This is a genomic window from Fructilactobacillus sp. X3R2C1, from assembly GCF_059901235.1.
The window spans coordinates 1-243 of sequence record NZ_JBWXVA010000074.1 but is presented as its reverse complement, the minus strand read 5'-3'; the positions used below and the strand labels follow the sequence as shown (position 1 = coordinate 243).

The 243-nt window shown below is 65.8% G+C and carries 1 protein-coding gene; it reads right to left on the bottom strand.

The genetic code is table 11. The annotated features are described in order from the left end of the window. Positions 1 to 243, bottom strand: a 243-nt coding sequence (locus AC6UDB_RS07210; protein WP_500709586.1) for a M2 family metallopeptidase, incomplete at both ends; no start/stop codon positions are given.

Genomic DNA, 243 nt, shown 5'->3' with positions numbered 1-243 from the left:
GAGGAACAGCGAGCGCTCCCAGAAGGTGCCCGGCAGCGGCGTGAAGCCGAGCGAGGAGTAGAAGCCCTCGCCCGTCTGGACCATCTTCTTCCAGTCATACTGCTTGGCCTTGAGCAGGTCGCCGACGTCGTAACCGAGGTCGCCGGCGCCCTTGGGCGCCACCACGTCGTAGATATTGCCCCATTCCTGCGCCCACATATTGCCGAGCAGGTCGGCGCGGATCGGGCCGGTCTTGGCCTGCAC